The 18,203-nt window shown below is 28.7% G+C and carries 15 protein-coding genes and 1 pseudogene; 9 read left to right on the forward strand and 7 right to left on the reverse strand.

Annotation, left to right across the window (positions count from 1 at the left end):
* Positions 1-7 precede the first annotated feature (7 nt).
* A complete protein-coding gene (locus tag I6E17_RS01665; RefSeq protein ID WP_235235119.1) occupies positions 8-1,516 on the reverse strand; it encodes a YifB family Mg chelatase-like AAA ATPase in 1,509 nt (502 codons plus the stop codon).
* Positions 1,517-1,687: 171 nt separating this feature from the next.
* On the opposite strand from I6E17_RS01665, the gene I6E17_RS01670 reads away from it, so the two are divergent.
* Positions 1,688-3,463: an aminopeptidase P family protein gene (locus I6E17_RS01670; RefSeq protein ID WP_235235120.1), complete on the forward strand. Its 1,776-nt coding sequence runs from the start codon at positions 1,688-1,690 to the stop codon at positions 3,461-3,463.
* 60 nt (positions 3,464-3,523) lie between these two features.
* Here the strand turns inward: I6E17_RS01670 and I6E17_RS01675 are convergent, their stop codons facing one another.
* From I6E17_RS01675 to I6E17_RS01700, 6 genes are all read right to left on the reverse strand, one after another.
* Complete coding sequence (locus I6E17_RS01675; protein WP_235235121.1) at positions 3,524-4,363, reverse strand: WYL domain-containing protein; 840 nt, start codon at positions 4,361-4,363, stop codon at positions 3,524-3,526.
* A gap of 54 nt (positions 4,364-4,417) precedes the next feature.
* Positions 4,418-5,209 carry an ABC transporter ATP-binding protein gene (locus I6E17_RS01680; RefSeq protein WP_235235123.1) on the reverse strand — a complete coding sequence of 264 codons (792 nt, stop codon included), beginning with the start codon at positions 5,207-5,209 and terminating at the stop codon, positions 4,418-4,420.
* A complete protein-coding gene (locus tag I6E17_RS01685; protein WP_235235125.1) occupies positions 5,202-6,056 on the reverse strand; it encodes an ABC transporter permease in 855 nt (284 codons plus the stop codon). The genes I6E17_RS01680 and I6E17_RS01685 overlap by 8 nt, the downstream gene beginning before the upstream one ends.
* A gap of 26 nt (positions 6,057-6,082) precedes the next feature.
* A complete protein-coding gene (locus I6E17_RS01690; protein WP_235235177.1) occupies positions 6,083-7,015 on the reverse strand; it encodes an ABC transporter substrate-binding protein in 933 nt (310 codons plus the stop codon).
* A gap of 351 nt (positions 7,016-7,366) precedes the next feature.
* Positions 7,367-7,570 (reverse strand): hypothetical protein, encoded by a 204-nt coding sequence (locus I6E17_RS01695; protein WP_235235126.1) that lies wholly within the window; start codon positions 7,568-7,570, stop codon positions 7,367-7,369.
* 233 nt (positions 7,571-7,803) lie between these two features.
* Entirely contained in the window at positions 7,804-8,769 is a 966-nt protein-coding gene (locus I6E17_RS01700; protein ID WP_235235127.1) for a hypothetical protein, read from the reverse strand.
* A gap of 262 nt (positions 8,770-9,031) precedes the next feature.
* Here I6E17_RS01700 and I6E17_RS01705 point away from each other — a divergent pair, with 262 nt between their 5' ends.
* From I6E17_RS01705 to I6E17_RS01740, 8 genes and pseudogenes are all read left to right on the forward strand, one after another.
* The gene (locus tag I6E17_RS01705; RefSeq protein WP_176828631.1) at positions 9,032-10,240 is read left to right on the forward strand and encodes a pyridoxal phosphate-dependent aminotransferase; all 1,209 of its coding nucleotides are present in this window, start codon (positions 9,032-9,034) and stop codon (positions 10,238-10,240) included.
* Between the two features lie 8 nt (positions 10,241-10,248).
* Positions 10,249-10,827, forward strand: a pseudogene (locus I6E17_RS01710) (flavin reductase family protein); the annotation flags it as partial.
* A 177-nt stretch (positions 10,828-11,004) separates the two neighbouring features.
* Entirely contained in the window at positions 11,005-11,967 is a 963-nt protein-coding gene (locus I6E17_RS01715; RefSeq protein WP_176828632.1) for a KpsF/GutQ family sugar-phosphate isomerase, read from the forward strand.
* A 96-nt stretch (positions 11,968-12,063) separates the two neighbouring features.
* On the forward strand, positions 12,064-12,276 hold the full coding sequence (locus I6E17_RS01720; protein WP_176828633.1) for a DUF1858 domain-containing protein: 213 nt from the start codon (positions 12,064-12,066) through the stop codon (positions 12,274-12,276).
* 939 nt (positions 12,277-13,215) lie between these two features.
* On the forward strand, positions 13,216-16,089 hold the full coding sequence (locus tag I6E17_RS01725; protein WP_235235128.1) for an autotransporter outer membrane beta-barrel domain-containing protein: 2,874 nt from the start codon (positions 13,216-13,218) through the stop codon (positions 16,087-16,089).
* Positions 16,090-16,248: 159 nt separating this feature from the next.
* Positions 16,249-16,470 carry an exodeoxyribonuclease VII small subunit gene (xseB, locus tag I6E17_RS01730; RefSeq protein ID WP_176829580.1) on the forward strand — a complete coding sequence of 74 codons (222 nt, stop codon included), beginning with the start codon at positions 16,249-16,251 and terminating at the stop codon, positions 16,468-16,470.
* Between the two features lies 1 nt (position 16,471).
* Positions 16,472-17,359, forward strand: coding sequence for a polyprenyl synthetase family protein (locus I6E17_RS01735; protein ID WP_176829579.1), 888 nt, complete (start codon positions 16,472-16,474; stop codon positions 17,357-17,359).
* A 78-nt stretch (positions 17,360-17,437) separates the two neighbouring features.
* Positions 17,438-18,133 (forward strand): hypothetical protein, encoded by a 696-nt coding sequence (locus tag I6E17_RS01740; protein ID WP_235235129.1) that lies wholly within the window; start codon positions 17,438-17,440, stop codon positions 18,131-18,133.
* The last annotated feature ends 70 nt before the right edge of the window (positions 18,134-18,203 follow it).

Here is an 18,203-nt window from a genome sequence, read left to right on the forward strand (position 1 = left end):
TTTAGTTTTATAAATCTTCCATTCTATATGAAAGGGCTTCTAAAATATGTATTTTTTCTATATTTTTTGAATTTTCTAAATCACTTATTGTCCTTGCTGTTTTAAGAATTCTATCAAAACTTCTAGCTGAAAGATTAAGAGTTTTAACTGCAGCTTTTAAAATATTTTTACATTCTTCATTTAAAATACAAAATTTTTCAATATCGTTTCTAGTCATACTGCCGTTTAATTTGTCATAACCAAATCTTTTTCTTTGTATTTCTCTAGCTTTTATAACTCTTTTTTTAATTTCAGAAGATGTTTCACGAGGAGGGTTTCCAATAAGTTCATCTTCACTCAGTCTTTTTATTTCTATTTTTAAATCAATTCTATCCAAGATAGGCCCTGATAATTTTTTCATATATCTTGAAATTTCTCCTGAAGAACAAGTACATAAATCTCCTGGCTCAAAAGCATAACCACATTTACAGGGATTACATGCTCCTATAAATATAAGGTCAGCAGGAAATACAGCTTTATAAGAGGCTCTTGTTACAGAAACCTTTTTTTCTTCCAGTGGTTCTCTTAAAGCTTCCAGAACATCTTTTTTAAATTCAACTATCTCATCAAGGAAAAGCACTCCTTTGTCTGCAAGTGAAATTTCTCCAAGAGAGGGATTTTTTCCTCCTCCTATTATTGAAACACTGCTGCTTGTATGATGAGGGCTTCTGAAAGGTCTTTTATTAATTATAGGATTTTTTTCATCAAGTTCTCCTGAAATACTGTAAAGTTTTGTAACTTCTATTTTTTCTTCTTCACTCATTGGAGGAAGGATTGTCATTATTCTTTTTGCAAGCATTGTTTTTCCAGAACCTGGAGTTCCGACCATAAGGAGATTATGTCCTCCTGCTGCACAAATTTCTAAAGCTCTTTTAGCTTTTTCCTGCCCTTTTACATCATAAAAATCAATTTCTACTTTATTGCTTTCGTCTTCTTCAGGAAGTTTGTATTTTTCATACTCTCCTGTTTCAAGGAATTTTACAGTATCTTTAAGATTTTTTACAGGAATTATTTCAATTCTTTTTATAAGACTTCCTTCTTTTAAATTTTCATATGGAATTACAATTCCTTTATACCCTTTTTCTTTTGCAAGAATTGCACCATTAACAATTCCTTGTGTTCTTTTTATTTCTCCAGTAAGAGAAATTTCTCCCATAAAAAGATAATTTTCTAAAATATTTTTTTTAATATTTATAATTTTATTTCCTTCCATTATTCCAACTGCAATAGGAAGATCAAAGTGAGTTCCCATTTTTTTTACATTGGCAGGAGTAAGGTTTACAGTTATTTTTTTAGGTTCTGATTTGTAACCACTGTTTCTTATTCCAGCTCTTATTCTTTCTTTGCTTTCATTTATGGCAGTATCTCCCAAACCTACTATATTGAAAGCAGGAAGTCCTTTTGAAATATCAACTTCAACATCAACCAAGAATGGTTCAATACCAAAGTATCCAAGACTTTTAATTTTTGTTATCATATCCCGTCACCCATAAATTATTTTTAAAAATATTAAATTAATAAAAAAAGATTTTATAATCCTCTATAAAGAGATTGTATATTTTTATTAAAAAACTGTAAAGTGTTAAATAATTCTTTTTTCTATGATAAAATGATTTTATGAAATATTTTCTTATGAAAGGAGCAGTTTATGAAAGCAGATGAAAAAATAGAAAAAATAAGAAAATTAATGGCAGAAAATAAAATAGACATTTATATTATTCCTTCATCAGATTATCATCAAAGTGAAGATGTAGGAGAATATTTCAGATGCAGAGAATTTGTTTCTGGATTTACTGGATCAGCAGGAACTCTTTTAATTACGAAGGAAAAATCATATCTTTGGACTGATGGCAGATATTTTATTCAGGCTGAAAAAGAGATTTCAGATACAGAAATAGAATTATGCAGAGCAGGTACAGAGGGAGTTCCAACAATTACAGAATTTTTAAAAAATAATTTAAAAAAAGATGAAGTTTTAGGATTTGATGGAAAAACAGTAGCATGCAGAGAAATGCTTAATTATAAAAAAATATGTGATGAAAAAAATGCAAAGTTAAATACAGAATATGATTTTGTAGGAGAAATATGGGATAAAAGACCTTCTCTTTCAAAAGAAAAGATTTTTCTTTTAGATATAAAATATTCAGGGGAAAATACTCATAATAAACTTAAAAGAGTCAGAAAAGCAATGAAAGAAGAGGGGGCAGATATCCATATTATTTCATCTCTTGATGATATTGCATGGCTTTTTAATATAAGAGGAAGGGATATTCCATGTAATCCTGTTGTTCTTTCTTATGCTGCAGTTACTGAAAAAGAAGCTTTTATATTTATAGACAGAGAAAAAATAACAGAAGCTGTTGAAGAATATTTTAAAGAAAATAATATTGAAATAAAAGAATATTCAGAATTTTATGATTTTCTTAAAAATATAGAAAGAGGAAAAAAAGTACTTCTTGATTATGAAAGAATAAATAGTTCTGTATATATGAGTATTCCTTTTTATTCAGAAAAAATAAACAGAACAAATCCTACTCAGGAATTAAAAGCAGTAAAAAATGAAACAGAAATAAAAAATATTATAAATGCTCATATAAAAGATGGAACTGCTTTTACAAAATTTATGTATTGGCTGAAAAATAATATAGGAAAAGAAGAAATAACAGAAATAAGTGCATCTAACATGATTGAAAAATTTAGAAGAGAACAGGAAGGATTTATTGAACTTAGTTTTGATACAATTTCAGCTTATGGAAGTAATGCTGCTATGATGCATTATACAGCTGGAGAAAATTCAAATGCTGTTCTTAAACCTGAAGGACTTCTTCTTGTAGATTCTGGAGGACAATATTTTCAAGGAACAACAGATATAACAAGAACAATAGCACTTGGAAATATAAATGAAGAAATAAAGACACATTATACAGCAGTTTTAAGAAGTCTTATTGCTCTCTCAGATACAAAATTTCTTTATGGAACAAAGGGATATAATTTAGATGCTATTGCAAGAAGACCAATATGGGAAATAGGACTTGATTACAGATGTGCTACAGGACATGGGGTAGGATATCTTTTAAATGTTCATGAAGGGCCGAATATTTTTAGAATGTCAGCTCCTTTTGTTATGGAAGAAAATATGATTACAACAATAGAGCCAGGTATATATATAGAAGGCTCACATGGAATAAGAATAGAAAATGAAGTTTTGAGCAAAAATTGGATAAAAAATGAATATGGTCAGTTTATGGAGTTTATTCCAGTTACTTTTGCTCCTATTGATCTTGATGCAGTTGATGTATCAATGCTTTCAAAAAGAGAGAAAGAATGGCTTAATAATTATCATAAACTTGTTTTTGAAAAAATTTCACCATTTTTAAATCAGAAAGAAAAAGAATGGCTCAAAATTTATACAAGAGAGATATAAAAATATAAAAGATATAAAAATCCCTGAAATAAATCAATAGCTGATTTTTCAGGGATTTTATTAATAATTTGCAAGAGCCTCAAGAAAATCTTTTTTCATTTCCTCTCTCAGTTCTTTTGGTTCAAGAATTACAGCTTCCTTTGAAAATTGCCTGAAATAAAGTTTTGCATTTTCATTTGAAGCTTCAAATATATATATATCCTCATTTTTTTCTATAAGTTTAGGACGATAGTTTGTAAGCCCTTTTATCATCTTCATTCCCTCTTCTGTAAGACGGACTTTTATAAAATTTCCATTTCCAAGAAAGGGATCAAAATTTTTTCTTACACTTTCAATATATTTTTTATCTTTACCCTTTATTTTTTCATCAAGGATAGAAATAACTTCTAAGTCTTTAAGTTTATAATTATAATAAGTTTTTTCAGTTTCACAGTAACAGAAGAGAAAGTTTTCATCTCCCTGTTCATCTCTTTTTATAAAATAAGGTTCAACAGTTGTAAGTTTACTACCATATTTTAATTTTATTTTTTTCTTTTCTCTTGTTGCCTCAAGAATTTGTTTCACAGTATCCTGAAAGACAAAAAGTTCTCTTATATACTTAAATTTTGAGCAGTATTTTTCAAAAAGATCTCTGAAAAATTCAGCCTCCACATCAACACCATTGTCACGAAGAACATCATAATATATTTCTTTGTTTGAAACATTAAGATCAAACTGAATTATTTTTTTTAAAGGACGCCCCTGACTTTCAAGTTCTTTTTCAACATCAATTTCTTTTCTATATTTTAATTTTTCAAGAATATAATTACATAATTTGTTATTATTTATCCCGAATTCTTCAATATCGTTTTTCATCATACGCCAAATATCTTCAGGGACTGTTACTCTTATCTTTTTCACTTTGATTCCTCCCGAAAGTCTTTTGGCTATTATATCACAAAACAGTAAAAAAATCTAAGCTGCAAAAATATCTTTATCGTTTATATTTCCTTTTACTGTTTGGAATTTTTCTAAAAGTTTTTCAGGAGTAAGGTGTTTTTTTTCTTCACCAGCAACATTTAAAACTATATGTCCATTATGAAGCATTATTATTCTATCTCCATAAGTAATAGCATCTTGAAGATTATGAGTAATCATAAGAGTTGTAATATTATTTTTTCTTACTATTTCATCTGTTTTATCCATTATTATTTTAGATGTTTTTGGATCAAGTGCTGCTGTGTGTTCATCTAAAAGAAGAAGTTTAGGTTTATTTAAAGTTACCATAAGAAGAGCAAGACACTGTCTTTGTCCTCCTGATAAAAGACCTACTTCTGTATCCAGTTGTTCTTCAATTCCAAGTCCAAGTTCTTTTAAAAGGCTTCTGTAGTATTCTTTTCTTTTTTTATTAAGCCCAAGTGTGAAGTTGAAACTTTTTCCTTTATTGTCAGCCATAGAAAGATTTTCAAAAACTGTCATTGAAGGAGCTGTTCCAAGAGATGGATTTTGATATACTTTTGAAATGAAAGTATTTTTTTTATAAGGTTCAATATTTGTAATATCTTTGTTTTCAAGAGAAATTGTTCCACAGTCAGGCTCTATGCTTCCCATAACAAGATTTAGAAGTGTAGATTTTCCTGCTCCGTTGCTTCCTATAACTGTAACGAATTCTCCTTTATTAACTTGTAAATTTAAATTTTTAAAAACTTCTTTTTTACTCCCAAGTTCTGATAAAAAAGTTTTTCCTATACAATTTAAGCTAAGCATTTTTCTTCACTCCTTTTCTTAATTTAATGAAATTTGTATTTTTAACTGCAAGTATTCCAACTACAATTATAGATGTTATAAGTTTTAAATCACTGGCATTGAATCCTATTTTAAGTGCTGCTGTGATAACTGCTCTATATAAAATAGTTCCTATTATAACTGTTGTTGTCATTGCAAGCATTCTTTTATTTCTTATTATTGATTCACCTATTATTATTGAAGCAAGCCCTGTAACAATTATTCCTGTTCCCATTCCCACATCAGCAAATCCTTGATACTGAGCATAAAGTCCTCCAGCAAGAGTGACTATTGCATTTGAAATCATAAGTCCATATATTTTTAATCTGTCTTTATTTACTCCAAGAGAAACAACAAGAGTTTCATTATCTCCAAGAGCTTTTAAAACAAATCCAAATTTTGTTTTAAGTAAAAAATCAAGTACGATTTTACAGATTATTACTGCAATCCCAATTATAATTATAGGTTTTATTCCTGAACTGAAAAGATGATCTGTTTTGAATAAAGATATATTTGATCTTCCCATAATTTTTATATTTATACTGTAAAGACCAGTCATAACTATTATTCCAGCAAGAATATTTGCAATTTTAAATTTAACATGAATAAATCCTGTTATAAATCCAGCAAGTGCTCCACCAAGACATGCTATTGCAAGAGCAAGTACAGGATTTATTCCTTTTATAAGACAGCTTGCAACTATAGCTGCTCCCATAGGGAAACTTCCATCAACTGTCATATCTGGAAAATCAAGTATTCTAAATGAAATGTACACCCCCATAACCATTATGGCAAATATCAGGCTTTGTTCTATAGTTCCTAGTAACATCTGTAAATCCCCCTCTTCTGTAAATCTTAAATAAGTTCAGCTCTTTCTTTTAAATTTTCTGGTATTTCTATATTTAATCTTTCAGCTGCTGCCTTATTTATCATTAATTTTGTATTTTTTAGTGTCTGAACAGGAATATCTTTTGGTTTTTCACCATTTAAAATTCTTACAGCAATTTCTCCTGTTTGGTATCCTAATTGTTTATAATCTAAAGTTTCAGTAGCAAGAGCTCCTTGTTTTATTTGATCATCAATACATCCTATAACAGGTATCCCTGCTTCATTTGCTTTTTCTAAAACTATAGGTGTTGAAGCAACTATTAAATTATCAGTAGGAGTATAAAGAACATCAATTTCTTTTAAAATAACATCAAGAGCATTTCCTACTTCATTAATATTTGTTATTCCTTTTTCAATAACTGTATAACCATATTTTTTACTTTCTTCTTTTAATTTTTCAACAAGAACAAGGGAATTTTCTTCACTTGTATTGTATACAACTCCGATTGTTTTTGTTTCAGGAAGAAGTGTATTTATAAGTTCAACCTGTTTATCAACAGGAGCCATATCACTTGTTCCAGTAATATTTTCTCCAGTAAGTCCTACTGAAACAGGATCTGTAACAGCAGTGATAAGAATTGGAATATCTTTAGAAGCATTATACATTGCTTGTGCTGAAGGTGTTGAAACAGCAAGAACAATATCTTTTTTACTTTGAGCATAAGAAGAAGCTATTGTTTGTGCAGTTCCGAAATCTCCTTGTGCATTTTGATATTCTATATTAATTTTATCTTCTCCATATCCTTTATCTTTAAGAGCTTCTTTAAATCCTTCAACTGTTGCATCAAGAGCAGCATGTTCTATAATTTGAGTTATTCCTACATTTACTTTCTCTTCTTTTGTTCCTCCACAGCCAGTAAGCATTAAAGCTCCCACTAGTAAAATTCCTAATTTTTTTATGTTTATCATAATCTATCATCTCCCCTTTTGTTGAAACTTTATTTTGTATGTGTTAATGATATCACTTTCCCAAAGAGTTTTGTAGATAACAATAAAAACATTCTTTTGTTCCTATTCAGACATATGTAATTTAAAAAAAGCCTTGTATTACAAGGCTTTTTGTTTTTAGAATTTGTTCGGTGCAATATTCTTTTTTGTTCTTTTTTTATTTTAATCATGAAAAATTGCTTAAAAAATAACTTTAAATTTACAGAACAGCTATCATTTTTAATGATTTTTCTTTTTATATTTTATAAAAATTTTGTAAATAAAAAAGGAACTGTCTAAGCAGTTCCTTTATGTTTTAGTAGATTATTTTTGGCTTAATTCAGCAGAAGGCATAAATTCTACTTTTTCAAGAATAGTTGCTTCTCTTGCAACTTCTGATAAGCTTTCTTTTGAATATCCACTGATATTTAATCCATAATTTTCAGCTTTCACTGTTTCTGTTCTGTTTTTTCCTTGTAAACTCAATGCTAGTACTAAAAGACCGATAACTACTGCTACTTTGTTCATAAATAAACATCTCCTTTATATATCAAAAATTTTTATAAATAATAGAATAAAGACTAATCTTTTAGCCCAAGAACAATTATAGCACTTTAAATATAAAAGTCAACAAAACGGGAGTTTAAGATGGAAATAAGAGGTTTTTTGTTCAAATTACAAATGTTGTATATATTTTTCAATCAAAAAAATAAAAAAAGATGACTTAATTTTTAGTAAGTCATCTCTATTTTGTATAAAATTTAATTACTGCTTTCAATCCATTGATTATTTTTATAAATTTTAACTTTTGGAATATAACCAGTTGAATCAGTTTCAACCTTATGAGTTTGTATAGTATTTTCTTGCTCTATAAAGTTAAGATAATCTTCATTATTTACAATAATTTCTATTTGATCAGTATCTTTTTCAATATCTCTGAATCTTTTTAAAAGATATTCTTTATCTTCATATGAAAGTTTTTCATTTGAATTTATTTTATCTAAAATTTTAAGTGTAGGTTCTGCGTTTAAAGCAGCATAGAAAAGACTTCTTTGAATACGGTGCAAAATATTATTTTTTGCAGTTGTTTCAGTAAAATATGAATTATCTATAATATTTAATTTAACTTCTCCTACAGTTTTAATATCATCTAAAAGGAAAAGAGAGATAGCTTCAGTGTTTGTTATATATTCTTCAATATCAATTTTATCTATATCTTCAGTAAGAATAATTATATTAATACTGACAGCTTTTATATAATCATATTTTGAAAAGCTTTTTTCATTTTTGGAAAATTTTTCAATTTCATCTGAAGAATTTTCAGGATAAACAAGAATCACAGTAGCTGGATCATCTATAATTTTTTCAATAGTTTTTTCAACTCTGTCTCTTGCTTCTATGAATTTAATATTTCTATTGTAAACATCAGTTTCAATATAATCTTTTTTTAAATTTTCTTTTATATCAGCTTTTTTTTGGTAATTTATTTCAAGTACAATAGGAATATCTCTGTTTTCATTAAGTTTTTCACTGTATACAGCTGCAACTATTTTCATATTTCTGTTTTCATCTTCAACATAATAAGGAGACTGAACACAAAAAAAGTTATCATCCTTATATTTTCTTTCAAATTCTTTTATAATCATCTTTTCTATATTTTCATCAAAAGCTCCAAAGCAACCAAAACTTAATATAAATACAACAAAAATTGTCAGAAATTTCCTCATTGTCACACTCCTGTTTCTAATACTTTAAATAATATATCAATTATAAGAAGTTCTGTAAAGAAAATTTTAAAGTCAAATAAAAAATATTTTATATGAAATATTCTTTTGTGAAGGTTACATAAAATGTTCAGTGAAAAGAGTTATTAATAAAAAACCTCTTTTTTATTAAATATGTTCGTGGTATAATTACAAAATAGGCAAAAATTTTGTTATATAAAAAATATTAAAATATAAAAATTAAATCTAAAGGAGGAACAAGGTAATGCATATATCAAACAGAGCAATGGAAATGAATTATTCGCCAATTAGGAAATTGATTCCTCTGGCCGATGATGCAAAGAAAAGAGGAATAAAAGTATATGCTCTTAATATAGGGCAACCTAATATAGTAACACCTGATACATTTTTTACAGGACTTCATAATTATAGTGAAAAAATTGTAAAATATTCTGATTCAAGAGGAATTGAAAAATTAATAGAAAGTTTTATAGAAAGTTATAAAAAGAATGATACTTTTTTCAATAAAGAAGATATACTAATTACTCAAGGTGGAAGTGAAGCTATATTTTTTACACTTATGGCTATTTGCAATGAAGGAGATAATGTTTTAGTTCCTGAGCCATTCTACTCAAACTACAGCAGTTTCTGTCATTTTGCTGGAGCTGAAATAAATCCTATAGAAACAAAAATAGAAAATAATTTCCATCTTCCATCAAGAGAAGAAATTGAAAAATTAATAACTCCAAAAACAAGAGCAATACTTCTTTCAAATCCATCAAATCCAACAGGTACAGTATATACTAAAGAAGAAATTCTTATGATAGGAGAAATTGCTAAAAAATATGATCTTTATATTTTAGCTGATGAAGTTTATAAACAATTTATTTATGATAATACTCCATATACTTCATTCACTCATATAAAAGATTTAGAAAACAGAGTTGTTCTTCTTGACAGTATTTCTAAACACTATAGTGCTTGTGGAGCAAGAATTGGTCTTATTGCAAGTAAAAATAAAGAACTTATGGCTATGATATTAAAATTCTGTCAGGCAAGACTTTGTGTGTCTACAATAGAACAACATGCAGCAGCAAATCTTATTAATACAATGGAAAGTTATGTTGAAGATGTAAGGGAAAAATATAAAAACAGAAGAGATCTTCTTTTTGCATATTTAGATACTATGCCTGAAATAATTTGTTCAAAACCTGCTGGAGCTTTCTATGCTTTTGCAAAACTTCCTGTTGACAGTGCTGAAAAATTTGCTAAATGGCTTTTAACAGAATATTCATATGATAATCAAACTATACTTATAGCTCCAGGGCCTGGATTCTATCAAACAGAAGGAAAAGGAGAACAAGAAATAAGATTTTCTTTCTGTACAAGTGTAGATGATATAGAAAATGCTATGATAGTTTTAAGAAGAGCATTAAAAGTATATAGAAGAGAAGTAATGGGAATAGAAGAGTAATGAAAGAAATAAAAAAAGTTGATTTTAAAGGAAGTGTAATTCTTAATCCTGTTCCTGCAGTGCTTATTACAAGCAGAAACAAAGAGGGTAAAGATAATGTTTTTACAGTTGCATGGATAGGAACAGTGTGTACTAAGCCTCCTATGCTTTCAATATCAGTGAGACCAGAAAGACTTTCATATGAATATATAAAAGAGAGTATGGAATTTACTGTAAATCTTCCAGGAAAAGATTTAGTAAAAAAAGTTGATTTTTGTGGAGTTCGTTCAGGAAGAACAGTAGATAAAATAAAAGAGATGGGATTCGTTATGAAAGAGGGAAAAGAAGTTTCTTCTCCTTATATAGATGACTGTCCTGTAAGCATAGAATGTAAAGTAAAACAGATAATACCTTTGGGAACACATGATTTATTTATAGCAGAGGTTGTTTCATCTCATGTAAATGAAGATTTAATGGATGAAAAAGGAAAGATTCATTTTGAGTGGGCAGACCTTATAACATATTGTCATGGAGAATATTTTCCAATGACAAAAAATGCTATAGGAAGTTTTGGTTATTCTGTAATGAAGGAAAAAACTAAAGCCAGAAAAGCAGAAGAAAAAATAAAAGAGACAACAAAGAAAATAAAATCTTCTGTCAAAAAAAGTTCTGATAAAAATAAAGGAAACGGAACTTTTAAGACAAAATCAAAGAAAAAGAAAACATTCAGAAAGGCTGTATCTGAAAATAAATAATATTTATATATCTGAAATCGGGAGGAAAAAATGGATACTATAAAATCAGCAAGAGATTTGTTTGATTCAGAAATAAAAGAACTGCAGAGAGTAAGAGATAAAATAGATGAAAATATTGAAAAAACTGTTGAACTTATTTTAAATTCCAAAGGAAAAGTTGTAATAACAGGAATTGGAAAATCAGGACTTATAGGGAAAAAAATTGCTTCTACTCTTGCTTCAACAGGAACACATGCAATTTTTATGAATTCAGCAGAAGGACTTCATGGGGATTTGGGAATGATTTCTCCTGAAGATGTTGTTATAGCTATATCAAATAGTGGAAACAGTGAAGAAGTTCTTTCACTTCTTCCATCTATAAAGAGAATAGGTGCTTCTCTTGTTGCTATGACAGGAAATGAAAATTCACCACTTGGAAGAGCAGCAAAATATATTCTTAATATAGGAATAGAAAAAGAAGGCTGCCCTCTTAATCTTGCACCAATGGCATCTGCAACATCAACTCTTGTAATGGGAGATGCTCTTGCAGCGATTCTTATAAAAAAAAGAAATTTCAAACCTGAAAATTTTGCAGTTTATCATCCTGGTGGAACTCTTGGAAGAAGACTTCTTATGAAAGTAAAAGATGTAATGCATAAAGAAGATGAACTTCCTCTTGTTCAAAAAGATTCAAGTGTAGATGAAATAATTCTTGCAATGACGAAGAAAAGACTTGGCGCTGTGTGTGTCATGGACGGAGAAAAAATGACAGGAATAATAACAGAGGGAGATTTAAGAAGAGCCCTTGCTCATAAAGAGAAGTTTTTCTCTCTTAAAGCTGAAGATATTATGACTAAAAACTTTACAGAAGTTGAAGAAAATATAATGGCAATAGAAGCACTTGATGTAATGGAAAATAGGGAAAGTCAAATTTCTGTTCTTCCTGTAATGAGAGATGGAGAACTTGTAGGTATTGTAAGAGTTCACGATCTTCTTAATGTAGTTGGAAGATAATTTCTTATTAAAAAGATAAATAATTGACAAACAAAGAAAAGTTTTATATACTAAGAGTACAGAATATAAAATTAATATTTTAAGGAGTGATTATAGATGGTAACTAAAGATAGCAACATATTAGAAGCAGCAAGACAATATCCAGTAATAGGAATGATATTCAGAAAATATGGATTAGGATGCATTGGTTGTATGGTAGCATCTGGAGAAACATTAGGAGAAGGGCTTGCAGCTCATGGATTAAATGCAGATGCAGTTATAGCTGAAATTAATATGTTAATTGAAGAACAAGAAAAATCAGCAAAATAATTAAAAAAATAAATAATTTTAGAACTGCTGTCAAAGTAAAGATGGCAGTTTTTTTTATTTTTTAGTAAAAAATTATAAAAAACAAAACTGCTAGTAATTCTAAAAAATATTTTGTAAGATACAGCAGACATGAAGAAATTTTTCATGGGGAATTTTTTCTTGTGAGAGAAATATATATAATCAACTATAGAGTAATCTATTATAGAATAATCTTTGTCATGACATTTTGTCATGAGGGGCATGACAAATTGTCGTGAGGGTTATGACAAAATGTCATATGAGTTTTTGGGACATGCCCTTTATATATTTATTTATGATTTTACTAGTATGATTATTACTAGAATGATCTTTGGTATGAAAATTTTTCATAGGGGGGCATGAAATTTTTTCATTACCCCCTTGAAGATTTTTCATGGGGTAAGGTTATAAATATTTTTAATGAATTATATAAAAAATTGTTAAAAAAGTCAAAAATAAAAACGGTCAAAATTTACACAAAACGCCTTATTTTGCACAAGAATTCACCAATTTCAAAAAGTGAACATTTATAAAACAAGAAAAAATTTGAAATAAAAAAAATTATAAAAAAATTTTAAGAATTTTAAAAAACTTAGATTTGAAAAAAAGTGCTTGACATTTAAAAAGTGCAGGACTATACTTGAATTGAATATATTTAAAAAATATAGAGTGAATTTTACAAAAAATAGTATAAATAATTTTAACTAATTAAACAGTTTGATTTCCCCTTGAATCAGACTGCTTTTTTATTACTCTTGCATATAAAAGTAATAGAAAAAAAGTCCAATTACCATATCTCCAAGATGTAGAAAAATTTAAAAGTAATTATACAATATTAAAGGGGGGATAAAATATTGTAATTACTTTTGAAAGGTCAAAAAAGAGGTCAAAAAAGAAAGAATTTACAGGAGGGATTTTGGTATGGGAAAAAATTATGTAGAAAATTCACTTAAAAGATTTCTTAAAAGAAAAGTGAAAATCACAATGGGATTTGTGGTTGCTTTTATGATTATGGGGACTGGGGCATTTGCTGAAGCAGACTATTATGCTAAAGATAAAGATATAACAGCAGAAAAAACAGGAGATATAACAGTTGAAGTTAATACTTCTGTATCAGCTGAAAATAATAATAGATATACGACTCTTGGTGCTGAAGCAGGAAAAACTTTAACTTTAACAACAGATGGAAAAATAAATATAGTTACTGACTCTGAAGTTACAAATCCACAAAGATTATATGGAATAACTTTAAATGGAAAGGCAAATGCTAATATTACAGCTAGTGAAATTAATTTTAATATTATTGCTCCGAATGATGGGATAAGAGTTGTAGGAATAAGAAATAATGGGGGGAATCAATTAAATATAAAAAGTGATATAACAGGAAGTTTAAGTAGCAATAATGATTATTTAATTGGTTTTGATACTTGGTCTGGGGGAAGTACAACTGTTGATGGAAATGTAAATTTAGTATTAAATAGTAGCAATGGGCAAAGAGTAATGGGAATTCAGCAAAGTTCTTCAGATGGAAAAACTGCTTTTAACGGTAATTTTGCAATGAATATAACTAGTAGTGCTAATATGGTTCAAGGGATTTATAATAATAAAGGAACAGTTGATTTTAATAAAAATGTAAATTTAACAATAAATTCTAATTCCTTTGGAGAAACTTATATAATTAATGGAGAAAGTGATAAAGGGCAACCAGCTACAATAGTAAATTTTAATGGAGATAGCACAACATTCACTGTAAATTCTACAAAAACAGATGATGGAGGACATATTTTAGGACTTTCTGCAAGTGGAGAACCAGTTGTTTTTAATTTTAAAGGACAAGAAACAAATATTTTTATTAATGCTAATAATGTACAAACTGCTATGGCTCTAAATAGTCAATATTCAGGAAAAATAACTAGTGATGAAGGTACAAAGATAAATATTAGAGTAATAAATAATAGTAATAATTCTAATTCAAATACTTATGGACTTTATTTATCAGAATATGCTGATGCTAATGGTAATATAAAATTAAATGGTTCTGCTGATATTGTTGTTCAAGCAAACGCTGGATTCTCAGGAGGTATTGTAAATATTGCTGATGATAGTGTTACTAGTACAGATGATGGAAAAGTTTCAATAGGAGAAAATTTAAATATTTTAGCAACATCTAAAACAGGACAGGCTGTTGGAGTTCAATCTACAGGAAAATATGGCGAAACAACTTTAAATGGAAATACTATAATAGAAGTAAAAGGAAATAATGATTCTTATGCTTTAAGTTCTTCTAATAGTGGAAAGATTGATATATTAGGAAAAGATAAAGTTATTCAAATAACAGGAAATGTTAATGCTGAAACAGAAGGAACTATTTCAGTAAATCTTTCTACATCTGATTCTTTTATAACAGGAACTATTACAGATAATGATGCTGATGGAACTGTTAATATTGGAATGGACAATGGAGCAACTTGGAATAATACAGGAAACAGTTCTGTGACAAATTTAACTTTAAACAATGGAATAATTAATAATGATTCTGTAGATAATAATATTTCAGTTGGAACTTTATTAGGAAATGGTGGAACTGTAAATATGGCTGCTGTTATTGATGAAACAACAGGAAAAGCAACTTCAGGAAAAGTTACAATAGATAATATAGAAAAAGAAAATGTAAAATTAGATGTTAACTTTAAAAATAGTGGAACTGTTGAAGCAAATGGAGATAAGGCTCAAAAATATTTTGAAGAATTAGCAAAAAATATAGAAACTACTGATACAGATAGTAAAATAACAGGAACAGCAGCTCTTGATGAAGGATTTGTTTCTGGTGGATATGAAGCAGATATTACAATTAATAAAGATGGAAGTAAAGTAGAAAATGTAACTTATACAGGACTTAACTCAATGGTTGAAGGAATAAGAGACCTTGCAACAATCAATCTTTTAACTTGGAGACAAGAAATGAACTCTCTAAATAAAAGAATGGGAGAATTAAGAAATTCTACTGGAGAACATGGAGTTTGGTCAAGAGTTTATACTGGTAAAATTGAAAATGGAAGTAAATATGATAATGATTATCAAACTTACCAAGTTGGATATGATAAAAAATATACTGTTGATAATGGTGTAATGTTTGTTGGAGGATTAGTAAGCTATACTGATGGAGAAACAGATTATGCTTTAGGACATGGAGAAAACTATTCAGTTGGTGCAGGAATCTATGCAACATGGCTTAATAATGATGGACAGTTTGCAGATGTAGTACTAAAACAAAGCAGACTTCATAATAAATTTGATGTAACAAGCAAAGATGGAAATAAATCTCAATCAGGAGATTACAATAACTGGGGAACAAGTTTAAGTGGACAATATGGAAAGAGATTTGACTTAAACGATAAATTCTTCCTTGAACCAAGTGTAGAATTAACTCTTGGAAGAGTAGAGGACACAACTTATACAACAAGTGCAGGAGTAGATGTTCATCAAGATACAATGTATTCTCTAGTAGGAAATGTTGGAACATCAGTTGGATATAAATTCAGCGATAAAGGAAATATCTATGCAAGAGCAGCTCTTGTAAAAGAATTCCAAGGAGATATTGACACAGAATATGAAAAAGATGGAGCATTAGAAAGAACTTCTGAAGACTTAGGAGATACTTGGGCAGAATTTGGAGTTGGAGTAAACTACAGATTTGTTGAAAATATGAATGTATATGTTGATGTTCAAAAAACAGGAGAAGCAACAGTTGACAATAAATGGCAGGCTAACTTAGGATTTAGATATGAATTCTAGTTTATAAATAAGCACCCAAATAAAATCCTTAATAAAAACAGAACTCAGCTTTGGTGTTAAAACCGAGGCTGAGTTTTGTTTTTGCATTTATATTTGAAAAAGAATAAAGGAACAGCTATAATATAGAAAAATATATTTAAAAAAGAATAAGGGGCAGATATGAAAAAAATAGGGGATTTTGAAACAAATCTGGAAAATATAGATGAAATTATAGGAAAACTTGAATCAGGAGAGCTTTCTCTTGAAAATTCAATAAAAGAGTATGAAAAGGCTATGAAGCTTATAAAAAGTTCATCAGAAATTCTTGACAGAGCAGAAGGAAAAATAATAAAAGTTTCAGAAAATGATGGAGAAATAACTTTTGAAGAGGGAGATGTATAAGATGTTAAAAGAATATCTTAAAGAAAAAAAAGAACTTGTAGAAAAAACAATAGATAGTTATTTAGGAGAATTTGACTATCCTTATGCAATAGCAGAAGGAATGAAGTATGCAGTTCTTAATGGAGGGAAAAGAATAAGACCAGTTCTTATTTTAATGACACTTAATCTTTTAGGAAAAGATGAAAAACTTGGACTTCCTTCAGGGGCAGCACTTGAAATGATACATTCTTATTCTCTTGTCCATGATGATCTTCCAGCTCTTGACAATGATGACTATAGAAGAGGAAAGCTTACAACTCATAAAAAATTTGGAGAGGCAGAAGGAATTTTAATAGGAGATTCTCTTCTTACTCATGCTTTCAATGTTTTTACAGAAAAAAATGAAGGGGTTATATCTGATAAAAAAATAGTTGAAATAGTAAGACTTGCTTCAAGCTATGCAGGAATAAATGGAATGATAGGTGGACAGATGATTGACATTGAAAGTGAAGGAAAAAAAGTTGATATGGAAACTTTAAAATATATTCACAAAAATAAAACAGGAAAACTTTTAAGACTTCCTATAGAAATAGGTTGTATTATAGGAGATGCTTCAAAAGAGATAAGAGAGAAATTAGAAGAATATGCTGATTTAATAGGGCTTGCTTTTCAAATAAAAGATGATATTCTTGATGTTGAAGGAGATTTTGAAAAGCTTGGAAAACCAGTTGGAAGCGATGCAGAACTTGAAAAATCAACTTATCCTGCTCTTATTGGAATGGAAGAAAGTAAAAAACTTCTTAATGAAATTATAGAAAAAGCAAAAAGTATAATAAAAGAAAACTTTTCAGAAGAAAGAGGAATGATTCTTATAGAGCTTGCAGATTTCATAGGAAATAGAGACAATTAGGAAAAATATATTTCAATTCTAGTTGAAATATGCTATTATAAAAAGAGAAATATGAAAACAAGACAGGGGGAAAACATAATGACAGTAAAAAGCATAGTAGTTGCATATAAAGCACAAATGAATCAACAGATGGGAGGGGCAGTTGATATCTATGGTTCTTTTGATAATATGATACAGCCTATGTTCCCAGTTCCTATGAGACATATGTCAATAGTAGTGACAATAGAAGGAATAGTTAAGCCTACAGCTTTTGAAGTAAGAATAAATGGTGTTAATGACGATCTTATAACAAAAGGAGAATTTGTTCCTATGGTTGATCCATTTGGAGTAGGAAAGAAAATTCTTGACCTTGAAAATATTTTAATAAAAGACAGAGGAAGATATACAATAGATGTTCTTGAAAAAACAGCAGATGGAAAATGTAAATTTATATCTTCTCACACATTATTTATAGCAGATTATCCACCTCAAAGACAATTTACTCCAGAGATGGTTGAAAAAATTCTTGCAGCAGATGATGTTATAAAATTAGTAAAAACTGAATTTACACCAGCAGGACTTGACAGAAAAATAAAAATTCAACATAATCTTGATAAAAACGCTCCAGTAGAAGAGGGATATATAACTATTCCTGAAGGAGATAAAATTGTTGTTGATGGAAAAGAATATGATCTTATAGGTCTAAGAAGACAAATAGAATGGATGTTTGGAAATCCTCTTCCTAAAAAACCTGAAGAAAAGAAAGAGGAAGCTTCTGAAAAACCTCAGGCATAATTAAAAAGTAAAATTATAAAATCGGTGTATTGTAACGCCGATTTTTTATTTTCCTGAACAGTTAGATGTA

The sequence above is a fragment of the Fusobacterium perfoetens genome (genome assembly GCF_021531595.1).
In the GTDB taxonomy this organism is placed as follows: domain Bacteria; phylum Fusobacteriota; class Fusobacteriia; order Fusobacteriales; family Fusobacteriaceae; genus Fusobacterium_B.